At 72.7% G+C, this 19,936-nt stretch carries 16 protein-coding genes and 1 riboswitch; of the genes, 6 read left to right on the forward strand and 10 right to left on the reverse strand.

Going from position 1 to position 19,936, the window contains the following annotated elements; all coding sequences use genetic code 11:
* Window positions 1-28: 28 nt before the first annotated feature.
* On the reverse strand, window positions 29-736 hold the full coding sequence (locus tag ACZ60E_RS01570) for a winged helix-turn-helix domain-containing protein (RefSeq protein ID WP_469436933.1): 708 nt from the start codon (window positions 734-736) through the stop codon (window positions 29-31).
* Window positions 737-906: 170 nt separating this feature from the next.
* Here ACZ60E_RS01570 and cbiE point away from each other — a divergent pair, with 170 nt between their 5' ends.
* Window positions 907-2,238, forward strand: a complete 1,332-nt coding sequence (gene cbiE, locus ACZ60E_RS01575; RefSeq protein WP_469436936.1) for a precorrin-6y C5,15-methyltransferase (decarboxylating) subunit CbiE — start codon at window positions 907-909, stop codon at window positions 2,236-2,238.
* Window positions 2,235-2,984, forward strand: a complete 750-nt coding sequence (cobM, locus tag ACZ60E_RS01580) for a precorrin-4 C(11)-methyltransferase (RefSeq protein WP_469436938.1) — start codon at window positions 2,235-2,237, stop codon at window positions 2,982-2,984. Before cbiE ends, cobM begins: the two co-directional genes overlap by 4 nt.
* A 34-nt stretch (window positions 2,985-3,018) precedes the next feature.
* Here the strand turns inward: cobM and ACZ60E_RS01585 are convergent, their stop codons facing one another.
* On the reverse strand, window positions 3,019-4,185 hold the full coding sequence (locus tag ACZ60E_RS01585) for a cobalt-precorrin-5B (C(1))-methyltransferase (RefSeq protein ID WP_469436940.1): 1,167 nt from the start codon (window positions 4,183-4,185) through the stop codon (window positions 3,019-3,021).
* An 18-nt stretch (window positions 4,186-4,203) separates the two neighbouring features.
* Here ACZ60E_RS01585 and ACZ60E_RS01590 point away from each other — a divergent pair, with 18 nt between their 5' ends.
* Window positions 4,204-4,947 carry a cobalt-precorrin-6A reductase gene (locus ACZ60E_RS01590; RefSeq protein WP_469436942.1) on the forward strand — a complete coding sequence of 248 codons (744 nt, stop codon included), beginning with the start codon at window positions 4,204-4,206 and terminating at the stop codon, window positions 4,945-4,947.
* Window positions 4,948-5,029: 82 nt separating this feature from the next.
* Here the strand turns inward: ACZ60E_RS01590 and ACZ60E_RS01595 are convergent, their stop codons facing one another.
* From ACZ60E_RS01595 to cobG, 3 genes are read right to left on the reverse strand one after another with little or no spacing between them, the layout of a single operon-like run.
* Window positions 5,030-6,520, reverse strand: coding sequence for a precorrin-2 C(20)-methyltransferase (locus tag ACZ60E_RS01595; protein WP_469438289.1), 1,491 nt, complete (start codon window positions 6,518-6,520; stop codon window positions 5,030-5,032).
* Between the two features lie 14 nt (window positions 6,521-6,534).
* Entirely contained in the window at window positions 6,535-7,197 is a 663-nt protein-coding gene (locus ACZ60E_RS01600) for a precorrin-8X methylmutase (RefSeq protein WP_385835295.1), read from the reverse strand.
* 35 nt (window positions 7,198-7,232) lie between these two features.
* Entirely contained in the window at window positions 7,233-8,570 is a 1,338-nt protein-coding gene (gene cobG / locus ACZ60E_RS01605) for a precorrin-3B synthase (protein WP_469436945.1), read from the reverse strand.
* A gap of 101 nt (window positions 8,571-8,671) precedes the next feature.
* Window positions 8,672-8,746, forward strand: a riboswitch (cobalamin riboswitch).
* A gap of 92 nt (window positions 8,747-8,838) precedes the next feature.
* Between cobG and cobN the strand changes: the two genes are divergently transcribed.
* Both cobN and ACZ60E_RS01615 read left to right on the forward strand, forming a co-directional pair.
* The gene (cobN, locus tag ACZ60E_RS01610; protein WP_469436947.1) at window positions 8,839-12,432 is read left to right on the forward strand and encodes a cobaltochelatase subunit CobN; all 3,594 of its coding nucleotides are present in this window, start codon (window positions 8,839-8,841) and stop codon (window positions 12,430-12,432) included.
* A gap of 167 nt (window positions 12,433-12,599) precedes the next feature.
* Complete coding sequence (locus tag ACZ60E_RS01615) at window positions 12,600-13,241, forward strand: superoxide dismutase (protein WP_384805395.1); 642 nt, start codon at window positions 12,600-12,602, stop codon at window positions 13,239-13,241.
* A gap of 22 nt (window positions 13,242-13,263) precedes the next feature.
* Here the strand turns inward: ACZ60E_RS01615 and ACZ60E_RS01620 are convergent, their stop codons facing one another.
* Window positions 13,264-13,716 (reverse strand): flavodoxin family protein, encoded by a 453-nt coding sequence (locus ACZ60E_RS01620; protein ID WP_384805393.1) that lies wholly within the window; start codon window positions 13,714-13,716, stop codon window positions 13,264-13,266.
* Window positions 13,717-13,974: 258 nt separating this feature from the next.
* Entirely contained in the window at window positions 13,975-14,130 is a 156-nt protein-coding gene (locus ACZ60E_RS01625; protein ID WP_469436950.1) for a hypothetical protein, read from the reverse strand.
* Window positions 14,131-14,500: 370 nt separating this feature from the next.
* Here ACZ60E_RS01625 and ACZ60E_RS01630 point away from each other — a divergent pair, with 370 nt between their 5' ends.
* Window positions 14,501-14,830 carry a hypothetical protein gene (locus ACZ60E_RS01630; protein ID WP_384805389.1) on the forward strand — a complete coding sequence of 110 codons (330 nt, stop codon included), beginning with the start codon at window positions 14,501-14,503 and terminating at the stop codon, window positions 14,828-14,830.
* An 11-nt stretch (window positions 14,831-14,841) separates the two neighbouring features.
* Here the strand turns inward: ACZ60E_RS01630 and meaB are convergent, their stop codons facing one another.
* Genes meaB through ACZ60E_RS01645 form a run of 3 tightly spaced genes read right to left on the reverse strand, consistent with a single transcriptional unit; the run spans window position 14,842 to window position 19,819 of the window.
* Window positions 14,842-15,840 carry a methylmalonyl Co-A mutase-associated GTPase MeaB gene (gene meaB / locus ACZ60E_RS01635; RefSeq protein ID WP_469436952.1) on the reverse strand — a complete coding sequence of 333 codons (999 nt, stop codon included), beginning with the start codon at window positions 15,838-15,840 and terminating at the stop codon, window positions 14,842-14,844.
* Window positions 15,837-18,011 carry a methylmalonyl-CoA mutase gene (scpA, locus tag ACZ60E_RS01640; protein WP_469436954.1) on the reverse strand — a complete coding sequence of 725 codons (2,175 nt, stop codon included), beginning with the start codon at window positions 18,009-18,011 and terminating at the stop codon, window positions 15,837-15,839. The genes meaB and scpA overlap by 4 nt, the downstream gene beginning before the upstream one ends.
* Window positions 18,011-19,819 (reverse strand): methylmalonyl-CoA mutase family protein, encoded by a 1,809-nt coding sequence (locus ACZ60E_RS01645; RefSeq protein WP_469436956.1) that lies wholly within the window; start codon window positions 19,817-19,819, stop codon window positions 18,011-18,013. Before ACZ60E_RS01645 ends, scpA begins: the two co-directional genes overlap by 1 nt.
* Window positions 19,820-19,936 lie beyond the last annotated feature (117 nt).

A 19,936-nucleotide genomic window follows, 5' to 3' on the forward strand; every position in this document is an offset into this window, starting at 1 on the left:
GACATGGCTGTTGGGCGGCGGAGGCGGATCACGTCCGCGTCCCCGTGGCCCGTTCCTGCCCGGTGCCGCCCGGGTCCGCGCCGTCCAGCCGGTAGCCGACGCCGCGTACCGTCCCGATCGGATCGGGCGGGCCGAGCCGGCGTCGGAGCTGGCCGATCAGGACGTCCACCACGTTGGACATCGGCTCGCTCGCCTCGTCCCAGCAGCTCTCGATCAGCTCGGTGCGCGTGACGACCTGGCCCGCGCGCAGCATCAGCACCTCCAGCACCGCGAACTCCTTGGCGGAGAGGCTGAGCAGCACCCCGGCACGGGACACACGGCGTCTGGGCAGATCCACCTCCAGGTCGCCCGCCCGCAGGACCGGCAACCGTGCGGGCTGCTCCCTGCGGCACAGCGCCCGCACCCGTACGACCAGTTCGGCGAAGGCGAAGGGCTTGACCAGGTAGTCGTCCGCGCCGTGCTCGAAGCCGGCCACCCGGTCGCTCACCGCGTCCAGCGCCGTCAGCAGCAGGAAGGGCAGCGCCGAACCCTTGCGCCGGTGTGCGGCGAGCAGCGTGAGAGAGTCGCCGTCCGGGACCGAGCGGTCGGCCACGACACAGTCGTAGCCGTTCACCGCGAGTTTCAGGTCGGCCTCGGCCAGCATCCGTGCAAGGTCCACGGCGAACCCCGCCTCGCGCAGCCGAGCCGCGACGACGGGCCCCAGATCAGGATCGTCCTCCAAGACCAGTACGCGCATGACCTGGAGCTTAGACGCTGCTGATGACAGGTCCACGGCGGCCCCGACCCGCGTACCCGAGCGTAGGTGCGCAGGTCGGCGCCCCGTAAAGTGCGTTCCTGTTGCCCCTCCCGACGCCCGTTCGTGAGCTCCCTCCCGAGACCCGCCGCCGAATTCCGAGGTACCGAGCAGTGATCCCCGCGCGACCTGGACCGCAGCCCGCCGCCACCGCTGTCACCGTCGTCGGGATCGGGGCCGACGGCTGGGAAGGCCTGCCGGGCCCCTCCCGTACGGCACTTCGCGACGCCGAGGTCCTGATCGGGGGAGCGCGCCAGCTGGACCTGCTGCCGCCGGACTGCGCCGGGGAACGGATCACCTGGCCCTCGCCCCTGCGCCCCGCCGTCCCCGGCCTCCTCGCCGCGCACTCCGGCCGCCGGATCGCCGTGCTGGCCAGCGGCGACCCGATGTTCTACGGCATCGGACGCGCCCTCACCGAGGTGTTCGACGAGATGCCCGACGCCGAACTCGGCGCACTGCGCGTCCTGCCCCATCCCTCCTCCGTCTCCCACGCCGCCGCGCGCCTCGGCTGGCCCGTGGAGGACGTCGAGGTCGTCACCCTCGTCGGCCGGCCCGCCGCCCGCCTCGCCGCCGCCCTGCACGACGGCCGACGGCTCCTCGTGCTCAGCGCGGACGCCACCACCCCCGCCGAGGTCGCCGCCCTGCTGCGGGACCGCGGCTTCGGCCCCAGCCGGATGCGGGTGCTGGAACAACTCGGCGGCGCGCAGGAACGTACGACGGCCGAGGCGACCGCCGACGGCTGGGCGCACCCGTCGGGCGACCCCCTCAACATCGTCGCCGTCGAGTGCCGGCGGGCCCCGGACGCCCTGCGGCTCGGCGCCGTACCGGGGCTGCCGGACGAGGCGTACGAGCACGACGGACAGCTCACCAAGCGGCACATCCGCGCCGCCACGCTCGGCGCACTCGCCCCCGCACCCGGCGAGCTGCTGTGGGACATCGGCGGCGGCTCGGGCTCGATCGCGATCGAGTGGATGCGTACGCACCCCTCGTGCCGTGCGGTCACCGTCGAACGCGACCCGGTACGGGCCGGGCGCATCGCCCGCAACGCCGACCGGCTCGGGGTACCCGGGCTGCGGGTCGTCACCGGTTCCGCGCCCGCCGTCCTGGCCGAACTCCCTTCGCCCGACGCCGTGTTCATCGGCGGCGGGCTCACCGCGCCCGGCCTCCTCGACGCGTGCTGGGAGGCGCTGCCCGCGGGCGGACGGCTGGTCGCCAACACCGTGACCCTGGAGTCGGAGGCACTGCTCGCCGACGCCTACCGGCGCCACGGCGGCGAACTGGTACGGCTCGCGGTGGCGCACGCCGTGCCGGTGGGCGGTTTCACCGGCTGGCGGCAGGCGATGCCGGTGACCCAGTGGGCCGTACAGAAACTTCCCCAGACGCCCGTGCGGAAGACGTCCGACCCGTCCGCCGCAGCCGACGATTCCGCAGGAGCAGACAGATGACCGTGTACTTCATCGGCGCCGGACCCGGTGCCGCCGACCTGATCACGGTGCGCGGCGCCCGTACGCTCGCCGCCTGCCACGTCTGCCTGTACGCGGGCAGTCTGGTCCCGCGTGAACTGCTGGCCGAGTGCCCGCCGGACGCCCGGCTGATCGACACCGCGCAGCTCAACCTCGACGAGATCACCGCCGAGACGGTCCGCGCGCACGAGGAGGGGCACGACGTGGCCCGGCTGCACTCCGGGGACCCGTCGGTGTTCAGCGCGATGGCCGAGCAGATGCGGCGGCTGGACGCGGCCGGAGTGCCGTACGAGGTCGTCCCCGGCGTTCCCGCCTTCGCCGCGGCGGCCGCCGCCCTGAAGCGGGAGCTGACCGTGCCGACCGTCGGCCAGACCGTCATCCTCACCCGCGTCGCCCACAGCGCCACCGCCATGCCGGAGGGGGAGGACCTGGCCACCCTCGGCCGCAGCGGCGCCCTCGTCGTGCTGCACCTCGCCGTCCGGTACGCGGACCGGGTCGTCGACGAACTGCTTCCGCACTACGGCGCCGACTGCCCCGCCGCGGTCGTCGCCTACGCCTCCCGGCCCGACGAGCTGGTCATCCGCGGCAGGCTGGACGAGATCGCCGGGAAGGTGAAGGAGGCCGGCGTGCTGCGGACCGCCGTCATCATGGTCGGGCGGACCCTGGGCGCGGAGCAGTTCCGCGACAGCCACCTGTACTCGGCCGACCGGGACCGCCACGTCTGCTGACGCCGGATGAGCGCGCTACAGCCATGTGCGGCGCTCACACCACCGTGCTGCGCCCCACCACCGTGCCCGCCCGGTCGATGCAGATCACGTCGACCGCGACCGGCGCCCCGCGCAGCACGGCCAGCGCCTCGTCACGGGCGGTCGTCGCGACCAGCTCACCCAGCGGCACCCCGGCCGCCATGCACAGCTGGAGCGCGGCCAGCCCGGTGTTCGCCCCGGCCACCTCGGCGACCAGCGACTCGCCCGCCCCGCCGCGCCGGGCGAGTTCGGCGAGGAACCCCTTGTCGACCTGGGACCGGGCGGAGTGCAGGTCCAGATGTCCCGCGGCCAGCTTGGACAGCTTGGCGAAGCCGCCGCAGATGGTCAGCCGGTCGACGGGATGCCGGCGGATGTACTTGAGCACCGCGCCCGCGAAGTCACCCATGTCGAGCAAGGAGTCCTCGGGGAGCCGGTACTCGGCGACGACCGTCTTCTCCGACGTCGACCCGGTGCACCCGGCGACATGCGTACGCCCCGCCGCGCGTGCCACGTCCACACCCCGCCGGATCGAGTCGATCCAGGCCGAGCACGAGTACGGGACCACGATGCCCGTGGTGCCGAGGATGGACAGGCCGCCCAGGATGCCCAGCCGCGGGTTCCAGGTGGAGCGGGCGATCTCCTCGCCGTGGTCGACGGAGACGGTGATCTCGACGTCGCCTGTGCCGCCGTGCCGGGCCGCGACCTCGGCGACGTGCTCGCTCATCATCCGGCGGGGGACCGGGTTGACGGCCGGCTCACCGACGGCCAGCGGCAGCCCGGGACGGGTGACCGTGCCCACGCCGGGGCCCGCCCGGAAGACCACCCCGGCACCCGCGGGAAGCCGCCGGACCGTGGCCCGTACCAGCGCGCCGTGCGTGACATCGGGATCGTCACCCGCGTCCTTCACGATCCCCACCATCGCGTACGTGTCCGTCAGCTCCTCGGCCGCGAGAGCGAACGACGGAGTCTGCCCCCTGGGCAGCGTGATGGTCACCGGGTCGGGAAACTCCCCGGTCAGCAGCGCGGTGTACGCGGCCGTCGTCGCCGCGGTCGCACAGGCGCCGGTGGTCCAGCCGGGCCGCAGCCCGGTGTGCTTGAGTTGGGCCCCGCGCCCGCCCTTCGCCTCACCGGCACCGACACCGGTATCGGTACCGGCACTGGCACCCTGCTCTTCGCTGTTCATGAACGGACCCGGATCTCCATGCACGTACTGATACTCGGCGGAACGACCGAAGCCCGACAGCTGGCCGGGCTACTGCACGGTACCCCCGGCCTGGAACTGACGAGTTCCCTGGCGGGGCGGGTCGCCAGCCCTCGGCTGCCCCCGGGCGAGGTCCGCGTGGGCGGTTTCGGCGGTGCCGAGGGGATGGCCGCGTGGCTGCGCGAGCACGCGGTGGACGTGCTCATCGACGCCACCCACCCCTTCGCCGGAACGATCAGCTTCAACGCGGCGAGAGCCGCCGCCACCGCCCATGTTCCCCTGCTCGCGCTGCGCCGCCCCGGCTGGACCCCGGTCGAGGGCGACGACTGGCACGAGGCCGCTTCGCTGGAGGCGGCGGCGCTGCTGCTGCCCGGACTCGGCCGACGGGTCTTCCTCACGACCGGCCGCATGGGCCTGGCCACGTTCGCGCACCTGGACGACCTGTGGTTCCTCGTCCGGTCCGTCGACGCCCCGGAACCCCCGTGTCCCGCCCGCATGGAGGTACTGCTGGACCGGGGCCCCTTCACCCTCGACGGCGAGCGTGACCTGTTGCGCCACCACCGGATCGACGCCTTGGTGACCAAGGACAGCGGAGGCACCGCCACGGCACCGAAACTGACGGCGGCACGAGAGGCGGGAGTCCCGGTGGTGGTGGTCCGCAGGCCGCCGACTCCCGAGGGCGTCCAGGTGGCCACCGACCCCGAGTCGGCGGCCCACTGGGTCAGGATGAGGCGCGCCCAGTAAGGGGCGCGGGGAACTGCGCGACCAGCCACGACGCACCCGCAGCCGACTCACCACACCGAGCCGGCTGCACCGCAGCCGAGGCTCATCCCTCCGGATACCGCCGAGGAGTCCAGACGACGTCCTCAGAACCCCCGCGCCGCACGGCAACCCGAGTCTGCGAAGACCCGACCAACAGCACCGTACGCATGTCGACCTCAGCCGGGTCCAGGTCGACGAGCCGCACGATCCGTACGCGTTCGCCCGCGCCGCCCACGTCCCGGGCGACCACGACCGGCGTGTCCGGGGCCCGGTGCTCAAGCAGCAGCTCGCGGGCCTTGCCCACCTGCCAGGTACGGCTCTGCGAGCCGGGGTTGTACAGGGCCAGCACCAGATCCGCCGAGGCCGCCGCGCGCAGCCGCTCGGCGATGACCTCCCACGGCTTGAGCCGGTCGGAGAGGGAGATGGTGGCGTAGTCGTGGCCGAGGGGGGCGCCCGCGCGGGCGGCGGCGGCGTTGGCCGCGGTCACCCCCGGCAGCACCCGCACCGGGACGTCCTCGTACTCCTTCTGCGAGGCGGCCTCCAGCACGGCGGTCGCCATCGCGAAGACACCCGGGTCACCGCCGGAGACGACGGCCACCCGCCGCCCCCGCAGGGCCAGTTGGAGCGCGAACTCGGCGCGCTCGGCCTCCACCCGGTTGTCCGAGCCGTGCCGGAGCTGCCCGGCCCGCTCCGGTACCCGGTCGAGGTAGGTGGTGTAGCCGACCAGGTCGTCGGCGGCGGCGAGGGCGCCCCGCGTCTCGGGGGTCAGCCACAGCGGTCCGGCGGGCCCGGTGCCGACCACGACGACCTCGCCCTGCTCCCGTACGGGCCGCTCGGCGTCGACCCGGCTGGGCAGCACGGCCACCGAGAAGTACGGCACCGACTCCGGTTCCACGTCGGCCAGTTCGGCGACGCGCTCCCCGTCCATGGTGGCCCGCTCGACGTACCGGGCCTCGTCCAGCCGCCCCGAACTCTCCAGCGCGCGCCGCACCTTGGGGAACGTACGGCCCAGCTTCATCACCACGGCCACGTCCGTCGCGGCGAGCCGCGCGGTCAGCTCCTCCTCGGGCAGGGTGCCCGGCAGGATGGTCAGCACCTCCTCGCCCTCGGCGAGCGGGGTGCCGAGCCGGGCCGCGGCGGCGGACACGGACGTGACACCGGGGACGACCTCGGTGTCGTAACGGTCGACGAGCCGCTTGTGCATGTGCATGTACGAGCCGTAGAACAGCGGGTCGCCCTCGGCGAGGACCGCCACCGTGCGCCCCGCGTCGAGGTGCGCGGCGAGCCGGGCCGAGGCCTCGGCGTAGAACTCGTCCATGGCGCCCTGGTAGCCGCCGGGGTGATCGGTGGTCTCCACCGTGAGCGGATAGACCAGCCGCTCCTCGATGTGGTCCTCGCGTATGTGCTTGGCAGCGATCGAGCGGGCGATGGACCGCCCGTGCCGGGCACTGTGGTAGGCGATCACGTCCGCCTCGGCGATGACCTCGACGGCCCGCACGGTCATCAGGGACGGGTCACCGGGGCCGAGCCCGACCCCGTACAGCTTGCCGGTCATGCCGTTCTCGCCGTTCACTCTTCCTCGCTCGCGATCGCGTTGAGAGCGGAGGCGGCCAGGGCGCTGCCTCCGCGACGGCCGCGTACGACCAGGTGTTCCAGACCGGACGGGTGCGCGGCGAGTGCGTCCTTCGACTCGGCGGCGCCGATGAAGCCGACCGGGACGCCGATGACGGCGGCCGGACGGGGCGCGCCCTCCTCGATCATCTCCAGGAGACGGAAGAGGGCCGTGGGGGCGTTGCCGATGGCGACCACGGAACCCTCAAGACGGTCGCGCCACAGTTCCAGCGCGGCGGCGCTGCGCGTGGTGCCCAGCTTCGCGGCCAGTTCCGGGACGGACGGGTCGGACAGCGTGCAGAGCACGTCGTTGTCCGCGGGCAGCCGCTTGCGCGTCACTCCGCTGGCCACCATCTGGACGTCGCAGAGGATCGGCGCACCGGCGCGCAGGGCCGCACGGGCCCGCGACACCACGTCCGGGGTGAAGGCGAGGTCGCGTACGAGGTCGACCATTCCGCAGGCGTGGATCATCCGTACGGCGACCTGGCTGACGTCGGGGGGCAGCGCCGCGAGGTCCGCCTCCGCGCGGATCGTGGCGAAGGACTGGCGGTATATCGCCGCGCCGTCCTTCTCGTAGTCGTACGTGGTCACGGTGTTCTTCTCACTGCTCTCGGTCGTCATACGGCTCAGGTTCGGGCTCGGAATCGGGCTCAGGTTCATGGCATCTCCGCCAGGGCGGCGGCGAGACGGGAAGGGTCGTCCAGGGAGACCGTGCGTGCTTCGTCGTGTCCGGGTGCGGCGACGGACAGCCGGTAACCCCCCTCGGGGGCGGCGACGACGTCGATCCGTTCGCCCCGCGGGTGCCCGCAGCGGCGCTCGCATCCGGACCAGTACAGGGGAAGGCCGCTCCGGTGGTTCACCTCGTCGACCGCGCCGAGCGTGGCGGTCGCGTCCGCCCGTACGTCGGCCCGCGACTTGGCGCAGCCCGGCCGCCCGATGCACGCGCCGACGCGCAGCCAGGGCGAGTCCGGATCGGTGACGAGGCCGACGGCGGCGAGGCGGGCCAGCGCCTCGGTCCGCTGCGCGGCGCTCGTCCCCGGAGTGGGAAGAACCACACCGCGCCACGGGGTCAGCCGCAGCTCCCCGAGGGCGACCCGCGTCAACTCCCGCCACTGAGGAGCCGAGAAGCGGCCCAGCGGAACGTGCACGGACAAGGCGTCCCCGACAACTCCCGGCAGCGGGCCCTCCGAGCGGCCGGTCACCCGTACCTGCCGCTCGTGGCCCATGCCCTCCGCGGTCAGACGGCGACCGACCAGCGCGGTCAACTCGTCGTCCGCGAGCGCCAGCTCGGCCACCCGCCAGGCACGTGTCCCACCGGCCCGCTCGGCCTCCAGGAACGCTTCCGCCGCCACCAGCGCGGCCCGTGGCGCGTCCTCGGCGGACACGTGCAATGCCTGGGCCGCCGATCCGAGAGCGAGCTGCGCGCCGCCGTCCGCCGTGGCCCGTACCGTCACGTCGGCTTCGAGATCGGCCAGATCCCCGCGCCCGTCGTCCAGCGCGAACAGGAACCGACCCGACAGGGCCTGCGCCGCCTCGCTCGCGCACAGCGCGGTGTCGAGGGCCGACAGCCAGGGCCGCACGTCCCGCAGCCCCTGTCCCCCCAGCCCCCGTCTTCCCGGTCCCTGGGCGTCGAGACCGGACAGCGGGGAGGCGACGATGTTGCGGACCCGCTCGTGCCCGCGCGAGGGCAGCAGACCGGCGGCGGTCAGCGACTCGGCCAGTGCGGCTCCGCACCCGTCCGCCAGCCCCCGCAGCTGTACGTTGCCGCGCGAGGTGAGATGCACGTCACCGTCGCCCAGGCGCTGTGCCGCGTCGGCGAGCACCTCGGCCTGGCGGACGGTCAGCACACCGCCGGGGATCCTGACGCGGGCCAGCGCCCCGTCGTCCGCCGCATGCAGCCGCAGGGTCCCCGGGCAGGCGTCACCGCGGTCCCGTGAGACCGCTGTGGCCTGGGACGATGGACGGAGGGCAGCCGAGGACATGGCGGCGAGCATACCTACGTTCCCGCAGGCTGTATGCCCCGCCCTTTTTCCCCGCCCCTTACTATTCCTTTCGGTGGATCATCCGATCCGCCACCGCCACCACGGCGACAGGGGAGGAAGCCGGTGCGAAGCCGGCGCGGTCCCGCCACTGTGAGCCCGGCCAGAGAATCCGGGTGAGCCAGGAACTCCCTTTCCCCAGCTCACGAGTTCCCGCGTGAGCACGGGGAGACCCAGTCCACCACCGCCCGGGGCGCGGACCCCGAGGAAGGCCCGACGCCACATGATCCTCCTGCTGTCGACGTCCGACACCGACCTGCTCAGCGCTCGCGCGGCCGATGGTCCGGTGCCCTACCGGTTCGCCAACCCGGCCCGCCTCGACATCGACGCCCTCCCCGCCCTCCTCGACGGCGCCGACCTCGTCGTCGTACGCCTCCTCGGCGGTCTGCGCGCCTGGGAGGACGGCCTCGACCTGCTGCTCGCCGACGGCCGCCCGGTCGTCGTCCTCACCGGCGAACAGGCCCCCGACGCCCAGCTGATGGCCGCCTCCACCGTGCCCATCGGCATCGCCGCCGAGGCCCACGCCTATCTCGCCCACGGCGGCCCCGACAACCTCGACCAGCTGGCCCGCTTCCTCTCGGACACGGTCCTGCTGACCGGCCACGGCTTCGACCCGCCCGCTCCCGCCCCGACCTGGGGCCCGCTGGAGCGCACGGCCCGCGAGATCCCCGGCGCCCCGACCATCGCGGTGCTCTACTACCGCGCCCACCACATGAGCGGCAACACGGCCTTCATCGGCGCCCTGTGCGACGCGGTGGAGGACGCCGGCGGTCGCGCGCTGCCCCTGTACGTGGCCTCCCTGCGCGCCCCCGAGCCGGAGCTGATCGAGGAGCTGCGGGCGGCCGACACGATCGTCACGACCGTCCTCGCGGCCGGTGGCACCAAGCCCGCCGAGGCCTCCGCGGGCGGCGACGACGAGTCCTGGGACGCGGGCGCCCTCACCGGCCTGGACATCCCGATCCTGCAGGCCCTGTGCCTGACCGGCTCGCGGACCGCCTGGGAGGAGAGCGACGAGGGCGTCTCCCCGCTGGACGCGGCGAGCCAGATCGCGGTCCCGGAGTTCGACGGCCGCCTGATCACCGTGCCGTTCTCCTTCAAGGAGATCGACGAGGACGGCCTCCCCGCGTACGTCGCCGACCCCGAGCGGGCCGCCCGGGTGGCCGGGATCGCCGTACGCCACGCCCGGCTCAGGCACATCCCGGCCGCCGAGAAGCGGCTGGCGCTGGTGCTGTCCGCGTACCCGACCAAGCACTCCCGGATCGGCAACGCCGTCGGCCTCGACACCCCCGCGAGCGCCGTCGCGATCCTGCGCCGACTCATCGGCGAGGGCTACGACTTCGGGCCCGAGCAGGACATCCCGGGACTGGTCTCCGGGGACGGCGACGAACTGATCCGCGCGCTGATCGAGGCGGGCGGCCACGACCAGGACTGGCTCACCGAGGAGCAGCTGGCCCGTAACCCGGTCCGTATCCCGGCGGCCGACTACAAGCGCTGGTACGCGACCCTGCCCGAGGCGCTGCGCACCGCCGTCGAGCAGCACTGGGGCCCGGCGCCCGGCGAGATGTTCGTCGACCGCAGCAGCAACCCGGAGGGCGACATCGTGCTCGCGGCCCTGCGCCGCGGGAACCTGCTGGTCCTCATCCAGCCGCCGCGCGGCTTCGGCGAGAACCCGATCGCGATCTACCACGACCCCGATCTGCCCCCCTCGCACCACTACCTCGCTGCCTACCGCTGGATCGCCGCCGCGCACGCGGACGGCGGTTTCGGGGCCGACGCGATGATCCACCTCGGCAAGCACGGCAACCTGGAGTGGCTGCCCGGCAAGAACGCCGGGCTGTCCGCCGCGTGCGGTCCGGACGCAGCCCTCGGCGATCTGCCGCTCGTCTACCCGTTCCTGGTCAACGACCCGGGCGAGGGCACCCAGGCCAAGCGCCGCGTCCACGCCACGCTCGTCGACCACCTGGTCCCGCCGATGGCCCGCGCGGACTCCTACGGGGACATCGCGCGGCTGGAGCAACTGCTCGACGAGCACGCCCAGATCGCGGCCATGGACCCGGCGAAGCTGCCCGCGATCCGCGCCCAGATCTGGACCCTCATCCAGGCCGCGAAGCTCGACCACGACCTGGGACTCGAGGACCGCCCCGAGGACGACGGCTTCGACGACTTCCTGCTGCACGTCGACGGCTGGCTGTGCGAGATCAAGGACGCCCAGATCCGCGACGGCCTGCACGTCCTCGGCAACCCGCCGAAGGGCGCGGACCGCGTCAACCTCGTCCTCGCGATCCTCCGCGCCCGCCAGATCTGGGGCGGCGCCGCCGCTCTGCTCGGCCTGCGCGAGGCGCTCGGCCTGGACGAGTCGGCCGCGACCCGCACCACCGCCGACGAGGCGGAGGACAAGGCCCGCGCGCTGGTGCAGGCGATGGACGACGCCGACTGGGACCCGGCCGCCGTCCCCACCGACCAGGGCGAACAGGTCGCCGCCATCCTGGAGTTCGCCGCCCGCGAGGTCGTGCCGCGCCTCGCCGCGACCACCGCCGAACTCGACCACACCGTGCACGCCCTGAACGGCGGCTTCGTCCCGGCCGGCCCCTCCGGATCGCCCCTGCGCGGTCTGGTCAACGTCCTGCCGACCGGCCGGAACTTCTACTCGGTCGACCCCAAGGCCGTCCCCTCCCGGCTCGCCTGGGAGACCGGCCAGGCCCTCGCCGACTCCCTCCTGGAGCGCTACCGCACCGACAACGGCGACTGGCCCACCTCCGTCGGCCTCTCCCTGTGGGGCACCAGCGCGATGCGCACGGCCGGCGACGACGTGGCCGAAGCACTCGCCCTGCTCGGCGTCCGCCCCGTCTGGGACGACGCCTCACGCCGGGTCACGGGCCTGGAGGCCGTCCCGTACGAGGAGTTGGGCCGCCCCCGTATCGACGTGACGCTGCGCATCTCGGGCTTCTTCCGCGACGCGTTCCCGCACACGATCGGCCTGCTCGACGACGCCGTACGCCTGGCCGCCTCGCTCGACGAACCGGCCGAGGCGAATTTCGTCCGCGCCCACACCCAGGCCGACCTGGCCGAACACGGCGACGAACGGCGTGCCACCACCCGTATCTTCGGCTCCCGGCCCGGTACGTACGGCGCCGGGCTGCTGCAGCTCATCGACTCCCGCGACTGGCGCACCGACGCCGACCTCGCCGAGGTCTACACGGTGTGGGGCGGCTACGCCTACGGCCGTGAACTCGACGGCCGTCCGGCCCGGGACGAGATGGAGACCGCGTACAAGCGCATCGCGGTCGCCGCCAAGAACACGGACACCCGCGAGCACGACATCGCGGACTCGGACGACTACTTCCAGTACCACGGCGGCATGGTGGCCACCGTGCGGGCGCTGCGCGGCACCGCCCCCGAGGCGTACATCGGCGACTCGACGCGCCCCGAGACGGTCCGCACCCGCACGCTCGTCGAGGAGACCTCCCGGGTCTTCCGCGCCCGGGTCGTCAACCCCAAGTGGATCGAGGCGATGCGCCGCCACGGCTACAAGGGCGCCTTCGAACTCGCCGCCACCGTCGACTACCTCTTCGGTTACGACGCGACCACGGGCGTGATCGCCGACTGGATGTACGACAAGCTCACCGAGACGTACGTCCTGGACCCGACCAACCGCGAGTTCCTGCAGCAGGCCAACCCGTGGGCCCTGCACGGCATCGCCGAGCGGCTGCTCGAAGCGGAGTCCCGCGGCATGTGGGAGAAGCCCGACCCGGCGGTGCTGGAGGCGCTGCGCCAGGTGTACCTGGAGACGGAAGGGGACCTGGAGGGCGAGGACTGAGAGCGGGCGCCGAGGTCGGGGAGTACTGACCGAGGACCGTGACAGAGCGAGGGCCGGAGGGGAAACCCCTCCGGCCCTCGCTGTGTTGATCGGCGGCGCCCCGCCCCTTCTGCTGCTAGCGTGCAACTGCATACTGGTTGCAATAACAAGTCCGAAGGATGTTGGACATGGCTGTTTACACGCTCCCGGAGCTTCCGTACGACTACGCGGCGCTCGAACCGGTCATCAACCCGCAGATCGTCGAGCTGCACCACGACAAGCACCACGCGGCGTACGTGAAGGGCGCGAACGACACCCTTGAGCAGCTCGCGGAAGCCCGCGACAAGGAGTCGTGGGGCTCGATCAACGGCCTGGAGAAGAACCTCGCCTTCCACCTCTCCGGGCACATCCTGCACTCCATCTACTGGCACAACATGACCGGTGACGGCGGCGGCGAGCCCCTCGCCGCGGACGGTGTGGGGGAGCTGGCGGACGCGATCTCGGAGTCGTTCGGCTCCTTCGCCGCGTTCAAGGCGCAGCTCACCAAGGCGTCCGCGACCACCCAGGGTTCCGGCTGGGGCGTCCTCGCCTACGAGCCGCTCAGCGGACGGCTGATCGTCGAGCAGGTCTACGACCACCAGGGCAACGTCGGTCAGGGCTCGACGCCGGTCCTGGTCTTCGACGCCTGGGAGCACGCCTTCTATCTCCAGTACAAGAACCAGAAGGTCGACTTCATCGACGCCATGTGGGCCGTCGTCAACTGGCAGGACGTGGCCCGGCGTTACGCCGCCGCCAAGGAGCGCGGCGACAGCCTGCTGCTCGCGCCGTGACGCCGTAGGCACACCACCACGGTCAGTCCATGAGGCCGGCGGCGAGGGAGGCGCCCAGTTCCCGGCACGCCTCGACGTCGGCCTTGTCCGGCTCGCCCGTCACGGTCACGGCCTCGGCCGAGCGCCGCCAGCCCAGGCCCTTGACGATCGACTCGATGCCCCGGACCGCGCCGGTGACGTCGTTGCCCCCGTGCACGTAGTAGCCGAAGGGCCTGCCCCGGGTCGTGTCCAGGCAGGGGTAGTAGACCTGGTCGAAGAAATGCTTCAGGGCGCCGGACATGTAGCCCAGGTTCGCCGGTGTGCCGAGCAGATATCCGTCGGCGGCCAGCACGTCGGCGGCCGTCGCGGCCAGCGCCGCCCGCCGGACGACGCGTACGCCCTCGATCTCCGGGTCGTTCGCCCCGGCGACGACGGCCTCGAACATCGCCTGGCAGTGGGGCGAGGGCGTGTGGTGCACGATCAGCAAGGTAGCCACCCCCGAACCCTGCCGTGCGGACGCGCCGGGCCGCAAACGGAGGCCTCCGCGTCGGACGGCGTGGGACCGTCCGCGGGCCGTGTGCGCCGGGGGCCGCCGCCCTCGCCGACCGGAGCGGCGGCCTCTGTCACCCTCCCAGGAAGGCCGGAATCCGTCGCCGTGCCCCGGCGGGGCATTTCGTGGCACTTGGCGCGACGCGGTGGGCGCGGCGGGCGCGGGGCGGACGCGCGCCGCACGGCGCCGTCGCCGCGCGCCCGCTCAGCCCCACACGGCCAGCGCCAGCACGGCCAGCACGGTGAGCGCCGCCAGCGGCAGCATCACCGGCCGTACCCGCTCCGGCCAGGTCCGCAGGCCGTCGGCGCGCCACTCCGCGGACCGGGCGCGGCCGTGTTCCCCCGGTGCGGACCCCGGCACGGCGGATCCCGAGACAGGGGCGGGGCCGAGGAGGATGCTGCACCAACGGCAGTCGCCCCCTTCGTCCGGCCAGGACCCGGCCGGTGCTCGTGCGAAGAAAACCGGGGGACCGCCCTCGTCACACATCGTCATGGCACGTTCAACGAAGCCCCACGCGACCCGCTACGCCTGAGGAGGCCATCGTGATGCGGTCGTCACCGGCCCGTGGCCAGGCCGTTTGCGAGCACGTAGCTCCGGCAAACCGCTCTGGCATACCCCTCGCGGGGCGACGCGGCACAGGGTTCGGGCACACCGTCGGAGATCGGTCCTGGTTGCACGGAAGCCACATCGACCGCGTACCGTGAAGACATCACGACCGGAGGTCACACACATGTCCGCGCTACCGCACGAGCCGAGCTCAGAGGCATCCTCGGACCCGTACGAGTTCGAGTTCGCCGAGGGACCGCAGACGCTCGCCGAGCTGCGCACCGCGCTCGCGGCGATCAGCCCCGAGCTGCTGACCGCCTTCAACGCCCGGCTCGACGCCGCGACCTTCGGCTGGGACCACGACGAGGTCATCGCCAAGGCCCGCAGGACCGTGGCGTTCAAGAAGCGCGCCAAGGAAGCCGCCGCCGAGGCTGCCGCCCAGGAGGAAGCGGCCGGGGCACAGCAGGTCGACGACCCGTGGGCCCACCTCGACGTACGGGACAGCACACCGTGACCCGCTGACCGTCAGCCCGCGCCGTCGCCCGCTCCCGGCCCGTTGAACGCCCGCAGGATCCGCTCGGCGGCGAGCGTGGCCGTCAGCTCGCCGTTGCGCACCTGTTCCTCCAGGGACGGCGTGAGGGCGCGTACGGCCGGATCGGCGTGCAGCCGGCCCAGCAGCTCGTCGCGGACCATGGTCCAGGTCCAGTCGACCTGCTGGTCCCGGCGCTTGGCGGCGAGCCGGCCGGTCGATTCGAGCAGCGTGCGGTGCTGTTCGAGGCGTTCCCAGACGGTGTCGAGACCGGCCGATTCGCGGGCGCTGCAACTCAGTACGGGCGGCGTCCAGGCCGCGTCCTTGCCGTGCATCAGCCGCAGGGCGCCCGCCAGTTCCCGCGCGGCGGCCTTGGCGTCACGTTCGTGCGGCCCGTCCGCCTTGTTGACGGCGATCACGTCCGCCAGTTCCAGGACGCCCTTCTTGATGCCCTGGAGCTGGTCGCCGGTGCGGGCCAGGGTCAGCAGCAGGAAGGAGTCGACCATGTTCGCGACCGCGGTCTCCGACTGGCCGACGCCGACCGTCTCCACCAGCACCACGTCGTGGCCTGCGGCCTCCATGACGACGATCGACTCACGCGTCGCCTTCGCCACCCCGCCGAGGGTTCCGGCGGTGGGGGAGGGGCGGATGAAGGCCGCCGGGTCGACGGCCAGCCGCTCCATCCGGGTCTTGTCGCCCAGGATCGAACCGCCCGTGCGGCTGGACGACGGGTCCACCGCAAGCACCGCCACCCGGTGACCCAGTCCCGTCAGCATCGTGCCGAACGCGTCGATGAACGTCGACTTGCCGACCCCCGGCACCCCACTGACGCCGATCCGCCGCGCCCGCCCGCTGTACGGAAGCAGCTCGGTGAGCAACTCCTGCGCCAGCGAACGGTGTTGGGGCCGGGTGGACTCGACGAGCGTGATGGCGCGCGCGATCAGCGCCCGCTTCCCGTCGAGTACGCCCTTGACGTAGGTGTCGAGTTCGATCACAGGTCGTGCCCGAGGCCGGCCGACAGCCGCTGCACGAGGTCGTACGCCGCTTCCGGGATCACCGTCCCGGGCGGGAACACGGCCGCCGCGCCCATCTCCAGCAGCGTCGGCACGTCCTGCGGCGGGATCACCCCGCCGACGACGACCATGATGTCCTCGCGGCCCTCCGCCGCCAGCTCCTCCCGCAGCGCCGGTACGAGCGTGAGGTGCCCGGCGGCCAGCGACGAGACGCCCACGATGTGCACGTCCGCCTCCACCGCCTGACGGGCCACCTCGCCCGGGGTCTGGAACAGCGGGCCCACGTCGACGTCGAAGCCGAGGTCCGCGAAGGCGGTCGCGATCACCTTCTGGCCGCGGTCGTGCCCGTCCTGGCCCATCTTGGCGACCAGGATGCGCGGGCGGCGGCCCTCGGCCTCCTCGAAGGAGTCCACGAGCGTACGGGTGCGGTCCACGGACGGGGACTCGCCTGCTTCGTTGCGGTACACACCGGCGATCGTACGGATCTGGCCCGCGTGCCGCCCGTACACCTTCTCCAGCGCGTCCGAGATCTCCCCGACGGTTGCCTTGGCACGGGCCGCGCGCACCGCCAGCTCCAGCAGGTTGCCCTCGCCGCCGGCCGCCCGGGTCAGCGCGTCGAGCGCGTCCTGGCACGCGCCCTCGTCGCGCTCCGCCCGCAGCCGCCGCAGCTTCTCGATCTGCTGGGTGCGCACGGAGGAGTTGTCGACCGTGAGGACGTCGATCTGCTCGTCGGTCTCCACGCGGTACTTGTTGACGCCGATCACCGGCTGGCGCCCCGAGTCGATCCGCGCCTGCGTACGGGCCGCGGCCTCCTCGATACGCAGCTTGGGGATGCCCGCGTCGATGGCCTTGGCCATCCCGCCCGCCGCCTCGACCTCCTCGATGTGCTGCCAGGCCCGCCGCGCGAGGTCGTACGTCAGCTTCTCGACGTACGCGCTGCCGCCCCACGGGTCGATGACCCGGGTCGTGCCCGACTCCTGCTGGATCAGCAGCTGGGTGTTGCGGGCGATGCGCGCCGAGAAGTCGGTGGGCAGCGCGAGCGCCTCGTCGAGGGCGTTGGTGTGCAGCGACTGGGTGTGGCCCTGCGTCGCCGCCATCGCCTCCACGCACGTACGCGTCACGTTGTTGAACACGTCCTGCGCGGTCAGCGACCAGCCCGAGGTCTGCGAATGGGTGCGCAGGGAAAGGGACTTGGCGTTCTGCGGATCGAACTGCCGCACCAGCTTCGCCCACAGCAGGCGCGCCGCCCGCAGCTTGGCGACCTCCATGAAGAAGTTCATGCCGATCGCCCAGAAGAACGACAGCCGCGGTGCGAACGCGTCCACGTCCAGGCCCACTTCACGGCCCGCCCGGATGTACTCGACACCGTCCGCGAGGGTGTACGCCAGCTCCAGATCGGCCGTCGCCCCGGCTTCCTGGATGTGGTAGCCGGAGATGGAGATGGAGTTGTAGCGGGGCATCCGCTGCGAGGTGTACGCGAAGATGTCGGAGATGATCCGCATCGACGGCTTCGGCGGATAGATGTAGGTGTTGCGGACCATGAACTCTTTGAGGATGTCGTTCTGGATGGTCCCGGCCAGCTTCTCCGGCGGTACGCCCTGTTCCTCCGCCGCCACGATGTACAGCGCGAGCACCGGCAGCACGGCGCCGTTCATCGTCATCGACACGGACATCTTGTCGAGCGGGATCCCGTCGAACAGCTGCCGCATGTCGAGGATCGAGTCGATGGCCACGCCCGCCATGCCGACGTCACCGGTCACCCGCGGGTGGTCGCTGTCGTAGCCGCGGTGGGTCGGCAGGTCGAAGGCGACCGACAGACCCTTCTGGCCCGCGGCCAGATTGCGGCGGTAGAAGGCGTTGGACTCCTCGGCCGTCGAGAACCCCGCGTACTGACGGATCGTCCAGGGCTGGTTGACGTACATGGTGGGATACGGGCCGCGCAGATACGGCGCGACGCCCGGGTAGGTCTCCAGGAAGTCGAGACCCTCCAGGTCACGGCCGGTGTACAGCGGCTTGACCGCGATGCCCTCCGGCGTCTCCCAGAAGGCTTCGTCGCTGCCGGTCGCGTGCTTGACGGCCGTGCGCCAGTCGTCGGGGCCGCCCTCGGCGGTCGGGGTCCCCAGCCGGATCCCGGAGAAGTCGGGGATTCCCATCAGGACACTCCCATGCGGTCGAGGGTGGCGGAGAGCACGGCGACGGCGTCGCAGCCCGCGAAGACGTACGCGTCGACATCCGTGTACTGCCCGGGACGGCCGGCGAGGAACACGTGCCCGGCGCCCGCCGCCTTGAGGTCCCGGGCGGTGCTCGCGGCCTGCTCCTCGTACAGCGCGTCGCTGGAACACAGACACGCCTCGGTGGCCCCGCTGTCCTCGAAGGCGCCCTCGGTGACGGGTTCGATGCCGCCGGCCTGGAAGAGGTTCGAGACGAAGGAGGTCCGTGCGGTGTGCGCGGCGGCGGGGCCGATGGAGGCCAGGTAGACGCGCGGCCGGCTGCCCGTGGCGGCGAGATGCGCGTCGGAACGGGCCCGCAGCACCTCGAACGCCTCGTCGCGGCGCACCTTCGGGAGCCCGCCTGACGGCGGCTCGGGGACGGGCTCACGCTGCGGAACGCGCTCGCCGAGGTTCGGGAACTCACTGACCCCGGTGATGGGTTCGCGCCGCTTCGCGAGCTTCGCGCTGCGCGCCTCCCAGGTCCTCGCCAGGTCCTCGCCGAGACGGCCCGAGCGCAGGGCGGTCGCCTGACCGCCCAGGCCCTCGATCCGCTGGAAGAACTCCCAGCCCGCGTGGGCGAGTTCGTCCGTGAGCCGCTCCACGTACCAGGAGCCGCCCGCCGGGTCGATCACCCGGGCCAGATGCGACTCCTCGACCAGGATCGTCGAGGTGTTGCGGGCGATACGGCGGGCGAAGGCGTCCGGCAGCCCGAGGGCGTGGTCGAAGGGCAGCACGGTGACGGCGTCGGCGCCGCCCACCCCGGCGGCGAGCGTGGCGATCGTCGTGCGCAGCATGTTCACCCAGGGATCGCGGCGCGACATCATCACCGGCGAGGTCACGGCGTGCTGCACCTGCGCCCCCGCCCGCGGCGCCCCGCACACCTCGGCGACCCGCGCCCACAGCCGGCGCGCGGCGCGCAGCTTGGCGATGGTGAGGAACTGGTCGGCGGTGGCCGCGTACCGGAACTCCAGCTGCCCGCAGGCCTGTTCGGCGGACAGGCCCGCCTCGGTCAGCTCCCGGAGGTAGGCGACACCGGTCGCCAGGGAAGCACCCAGTTCCTGCGCGGCCGAGCCGCCCGCCTCGTGGTACGGCAGCGCGTCCACGGTCAGCGCACGCAGCCCCGGATACTCCTCGGCACACCGCCGTGCGAGAACGGCGGCCGGTGCGAAGTCCAACGCCTCGCCGCTGCGCGCCTCGTGGCCCAGCGGGTCCGCGCCGAGACTGCCGCGCACCGCGTCCTTGGCGACGCCCCGCTCCCCGTACAGCCGCAGCAGCTCCCGCGCGGCCGGCTCGGTGTCGCGTCCCGCGTCGAGGACGACGGGCGCCAGGTCGAGGAGGACACCTTCGAGGGCCTGAGCGAGCGACGACACCGGGAATCCGCCCTCGCCGACGACCAGCCAGAGCGAACTGACGCCGTTCTCCAGGTCCGCGAGGACCGCGGCGCCGTCGGCGGTCGTGTGCCGCTGGCGTACGCCCCAGCCGCCCACGGTGCTCCCGTCGGGCCTGCCCCCTCGTACGAAGGGCGCGAAGCCGGGGAAACCGGGATCAGGGGCCTCGTCGTGCGCCGTGTACAGAGGCCGGGTGGCGAGCCCGTCCTCCAGCGCGGTGGACAGGGCTGCCTCCGCCGTCTCGTCCGAGACCTCCCTGCCCGACTTGTTCAGTACGCCCGCCACGAGGCGTCGCCACTGTTCATGTGTCGCGGAAGGAAACTCGGCGGCCAGCGAGAGCCCGTCGTTGGGCAGGACCGTCATGCTCGGATGCTAGGGCAGATTGCTTGAGCCACAGCAGAGGCGAGGACTGTGACCTTCCCCTCGCGGCCTGGGTGACGTCCCTCACTGGTCGGGCACACCGGGTTGAGGACCGTGCGA

The organism is Streptomyces sp. NPDC102514 (genome assembly GCF_055584525.1).

What these genes read in the sequence shown, in the direction of transcription:
- ACZ60E_RS01570 (WP_469436933.1), bottom strand. Translation starts at nt 736, where the DNA reads ATGCGCGTACTGGTCTTGGAGGACGATCCTGATCTGGGGCCCGTCGTC.
- cobM (WP_469436938.1), top strand. Translation starts at nt 2,235, where the DNA reads ATGACCGTGTACTTCATCGGCGCCGGACCCGGTGCCGCCGACCTGATC.
- ACZ60E_RS01585 (WP_469436940.1), bottom strand. Translation starts at nt 4,185, where the DNA reads ATGAACAGCGAAGAGCAGGGTGCCAGTGCCGGTACCGATACCGGTGTC.
- ACZ60E_RS01590 (WP_469436942.1), top strand. Translation starts at nt 4,204, where the DNA reads ATGCACGTACTGATACTCGGCGGAACGACCGAAGCCCGACAGCTGGCC.
- ACZ60E_RS01595 (WP_469438289.1), bottom strand. Translation starts at nt 6,520, where the DNA reads ATGACCGGCAAGCTGTACGGGGTCGGGCTCGGCCCCGGTGACCCGTCC.
- ACZ60E_RS01600 (WP_385835295.1), bottom strand. Translation starts at nt 7,197, where the DNA reads ATGACGACCGAGAGCAGTGAGAAGAACACCGTGACCACGTACGACTAC.
- cobG (WP_469436945.1), bottom strand. Translation starts at nt 8,570, where the DNA reads ATGCTCGCCGCCATGTCCTCGGCTGCCCTCCGTCCATCGTCCCAGGCC.
- cobN (WP_469436947.1), top strand. Translation starts at nt 8,839, where the DNA reads ATGATCCTCCTGCTGTCGACGTCCGACACCGACCTGCTCAGCGCTCGC.
- ACZ60E_RS01615 (WP_384805395.1), top strand. Translation starts at nt 12,600, where the DNA reads ATGGCTGTTTACACGCTCCCGGAGCTTCCGTACGACTACGCGGCGCTC.
- ACZ60E_RS01630 (WP_384805389.1), top strand. Translation starts at nt 14,501, where the DNA reads ATGTCCGCGCTACCGCACGAGCCGAGCTCAGAGGCATCCTCGGACCCG.
- scpA (WP_469436954.1), bottom strand. Translation starts at nt 18,011, where the DNA reads ATGGGAATCCCCGACTTCTCCGGGATCCGGCTGGGGACCCCGACCGCC.
- ACZ60E_RS01645 (WP_469436956.1), bottom strand. Translation starts at nt 19,819, where the DNA reads ATGACGGTCCTGCCCAACGACGGGCTCTCGCTGGCCGCCGAGTTTCCT.